General features: G+C 76.2%; 3 protein-coding genes and 2 pseudogenes. 3 read left to right on the top strand and 2 right to left on the bottom strand.

What is annotated here, in order from left to right:
• Positions 1–535: TspO/MBR family protein (locus MHY85_RS20500; protein WP_239200202.1), on the top strand; the 535-nt coding region annotated here is incomplete at its 5' end.
• Between the two features lie 24 nt (positions 536–559).
• On the opposite strand, the gene hisS is transcribed toward MHY85_RS20500, so the two are convergent.
• Positions 560–1924, bottom strand: a complete 1365-nt coding sequence (hisS, locus tag MHY85_RS20505) for a histidine--tRNA ligase (RefSeq protein WP_239200205.1) — start codon at positions 1922–1924, stop codon at positions 560–562.
• Between the two features lie 5 nt (positions 1925–1929).
• Positions 1930–2652, bottom strand: a pseudogene (locus MHY85_RS20515) (MBL fold metallo-hydrolase).
• Positions 2653–2808: 156 nt separating this feature from the next.
• Between MHY85_RS20515 and MHY85_RS20520 the strand changes: the two are divergent.
• Positions 2809–3597, top strand: coding sequence for a peptidylprolyl isomerase (locus MHY85_RS20520; protein WP_239200214.1), 789 nt, complete (start codon positions 2809–2811; stop codon positions 3595–3597).
• Positions 3594–3790: pseudogene (locus MHY85_RS20525) on the top strand (2-oxoglutarate dehydrogenase, E2 component, dihydrolipoamide succinyltransferase); the annotation flags it as partial. The gene MHY85_RS20520 and the pseudogene MHY85_RS20525, both read left to right, overlap by 4 nt.

The following is a 3790-nucleotide window of genomic DNA, read 5'->3' on the forward strand; positions in this document are numbered from 1 at the left end:
GGCCCAGCCCGCCCCGAGCCGACCCGCCCGCCGCGACGCCGCGGGCGCGGGCACGAGCACCGGACGGGCGACCCGCGGCTGGCCGGTGCTCGTCGGCCTGCTCGTGGTGAACGCCGCCGTGGCGTTCGGCGGCGGTCTGGCGTCGACCTCCGGCGTCGACGGCTGGTACGCGGACGCCGACAAGCCCGCGTGGACTCCCCCGAACTGGGTGTTCGGCCCGGTCTGGACGGTGCTGTACGTCGTGATGGCGGTCGCGGCCTGGCTGATCTGGCGACGGCACGGCCGCGCCGCGACCACGGCCCTCGTGCTGTACGGGGTGCAGCTCGCGCTGAACGCCGCGTGGACCCCCGTGTTCTTCGGCGCCGAGCAGCTCGGCGCCGGGCTGGCGATCATCCTGGCGCTCGAGGTCGCGCTGGTGGCGACGATCGTCGCGTTCCACCGCCTCACCCCGTGGGTGGCGTGGCTGCTCGGCCCCTACCTGGCGTGGGTCCTGTACGCGACCACCCTCAACGCGGGGGTCGCCGCCCTGGCCTGACCCGACCGGCGGCGCCCGCCCCGCTCAGGCCTCGGCCGGCACCACCCGCGGCCAGAGGTCCTCGGCCGGCGGGGCCCACGTGGCCGCGTCGGCGTCGCCCTGCTCGCCCGACCGGATGTCCTTGACCTGGTCCGCCGCGCCGTCCTCGGCCGCGGGGAACCACACGTACGGGATCCCCCGCCGGTCGGCGTGCTTGATCTGCTTGCCGAACTTGGCGGCGGTCGGCGCCACCTCCACCGGCACACCGCGCGCACGCAGCGCCGTCGCCACGGCGTCCGACGCCGGCCGGCTCTCCTCCGTCGTCACCGCGACGAGCACGGCCGCCGGGACGCCGCGGGTCGCCCGGACCAGCCCGCCCGACAGCAGCCGCGACACGAGGCGGGAGACGCCGATCGACAGGCCGACGCCCGGGTAGGTCTGCTTGCCGTCCGAGGCCAGCGTGTCGTAGCGACCGCCGGAGCAGATCGAGCCGAGCTGCTCGTGACCCACCAGCACGGTCTCGTACACCGAGCCGGTGTAGTAGTCGAGCCCGCGGGCGATCTTCAGGTCCGCGACGACCACGCCGGGCGCCCGCACCGCCGCGGCCTCGATCAGCTGGCGCAGCTCGCCCAGGCCCTGCTCCATCAGCGCGGACTCGACGCCGTGCGCCGCCCCGAGCTCACGGACCCGGTCGACCACGCCCGCGTCGCCACCGGAGATCGCCGCGAGGTCGAGGCACGCCCGCGCCTGCTCGGGCGTCGCGCCCGCCTCGGCCACCAGCAGGTCGGCGACCTTCTCCGGCCCGATCTTGTCCAGCTTGTCGATGCTGCGCAGCACACCCTCGACGTCCGTCAGGCCGATGCCGCGGTAGAAGCCCTCGGCGACGCGGCGGTTGTTCACCAGGATCCGCACCGGCGGCACACCGATGTCCCGCAGGGCGCCGAGCGCCTCCGCCATGACCAGGGGCAGGTCGACCTCGTAGTGGTAGGGCAGGTCGCCCGCGCCGACCACGTCGATGTCCGCCTGCACGAACTCGCGGAACCGGCCGTCCTGGGGGCGCTCCCCGCGCCAGACCTTCTGGATCTGGTAGCGCTGGAACGGGAACGCGAGGTGCCCGGCGTTCTCCAGGACGTACCGCGCGAACGGCACGGTGAGGTCGAAGTGCAGGCCGAGCTGACCCGACCGGTCCGTCTCGTCGCCCTCCTCCTGGAGCCGGCGCAGGACGTACACCTCCTTGGAGGTCTCCCCCTTGCGCAGCAGCTGGTCGAGCGGCTCGACCGCCCGGGTCTCGATGCCGGCGAAGCCGTGCAGCTCGAACGTGCGCCGCAGGGTGTCGAGGACGTGCTGCTCGACCACGCGGCCGTCGGGGAGCCACTCGGGGAAACCGGACAGAGGAGTCGGACGTGCCATGCGGGTCAGTTTGCCAGGTACGGGTTGGTGGCCAGCTCCGCGTCCACCCGCGTGGCGGGCCCGTGGCCCGGCAGGACGTGCGTGCCGGGCGGCAGCGCCCCGACGACGTCGCGCAGGGTGGCGGCCATCGCGGCCGGGTCCCCGCCGGGCAGGTCGGTGCGGCCGACCGACCCCGCGAACAGGACGTCGCCGGTGAACGCCACGCCCTCGGCACCCGTGGCGAGCAGCTAGAGCGTCGAGCCCTCGGTGTGGCCGGGCGCGTGCCGGGCCACCAGGGTCACCGAGCCGAAGGTCAGGACGACGTCGGGCGTGCGCGCGGCGTCGCCGTCGCCGAACGGTGCCACCAGCGCGGCGTCGACCCGGCCGAACGTCGCGGGGTCCAGCCCGGCCGCGCCGGCCGCCGACCGCAGCGCCGCCGCGACGCCCGGGTCGGCGGCCCCGCCGAGGCCGAGCGTGCCCAGCGGGTCCGCGAGCCGGTATGCGTCCCGGGCGTGCAGCCGGAGCGGCACGCCCGCCTCCGCGGCGAGGGCACCGGCGTCGGCCACGTGGTCCGCGTGGCCGTGCGTCGCGACGACGCCGGCGATCCGCAGACCGTGCTCCGCGACGGTGCGCCGGACGGCGTCCGCGACGCCCCCGCCGGGGTCGACGACGACGCAGTCGCCGTCGTCCGCGGCCACCACGTAGCAGGCCGCGGCGAACACGGGAGCGGTCAGGCCGAGGATGCGCACGTCGCCACGCTAGCGGCGGTCCGCGGGGCCCCCGGCACGCAGGCGCACGGCGCGGGTCACCCGGGACACCCCCGGCTGCCTAGACTGTCCGGCGGGCGCGGGCGCACCCGTGCCCGCGCACGGGTGACCCGCCGACGCCGAGACCGAGGAGAGTGCGTGCCGTCCAGCAAGCGCGAGCGCGAGTACGAGCGCCGCCGGTACGAGAAGTGGCAGCAGCGCCAGGCGCAGAAGCACGCGCGCCGCCGCCGCCAGCAGATCATCGCCGGCGGGGTCGTCGGCGTGCTCGTGCTCGGCGTGGCCGTCACCGCCGCGCTCCTGGCGACCGGCGGCGACGACGCCGCGGCAGGCTCCGGCGCCACCGACGCCCCGACGGCCACCGCGACGCCGACGACCGGCGCGGAGCGCCTGGGCAACGGCGGCGTGCTGCCCGAGGCGTCGCTCGCCGAGGGCCGCACCTGGACCGGGACGATCAGCACCAGCCAGGGCGAGATCGGCGTCGAGCTCGACGGGGCGGCCGCGCCGCAGGCCGTCGCGAACTTCGTGACCCTCGCGCAGGAGGGCTACTTCGACGGCACGGCCTGCCACCGCCTCACCACCAGCGGGATCTACGTCCTGCAGTGCGGCGACCCCACCGGCACCGGCACCGGCAGCCCCGGCTACGCCTTCGGCCCGATCGAGAACGCCCCCGCGGACGACGTCTACCCGGCCGGCACCCTCGCGATGGCGCGCCAGGGCGGGAACGGCGAGTCGATGGGCAGCCAGTTCTTCCTCGTCTACGAGGACTCGACCATCCCGGCGGACGACGCCGGGGGCTACACCGTGTTCGGCCGCATCACGTCGGGCCTCGACGTCGTGCAGGCAGTCGCTGACGCGGGCGTGAGCGGTGGTGCCACGGACGGCGCCCCGGCCACCCCCGTCACCATCGAGGGAGTGGAGACCCAGTGACCGAGACGCCCGACGAGCAGCAGCGCGCCCAGGACGAGGCCGCCGCGGCCCCGACGCCCGAGGTCGGCGAGGCCCAGGTCCCCGCGACCGGTGACGCCGAGGTCCCCGCGACCGAGGTCCCCGCCGAGGACGCCCCCGCGACCGAGGCCCCCGCCGACACCACGGACGACACCCCGGCCACGGCCGATGAGCC

This window comes from Cellulomonas sp. ACRRI, from assembly GCF_022346185.1.
Lineage (GTDB): Bacteria > Actinomycetota > Actinomycetes > Actinomycetales > Cellulomonadaceae > Cellulomonas.

Coding starts and splice junctions, on each gene's coding strand:
- hisS (WP_239200205.1), bottom strand. CDS start 1,924: ATGGCACGTCCGACTCCTCTGTCCGGTTTCCCCGAGTGGCTCCCCGAC.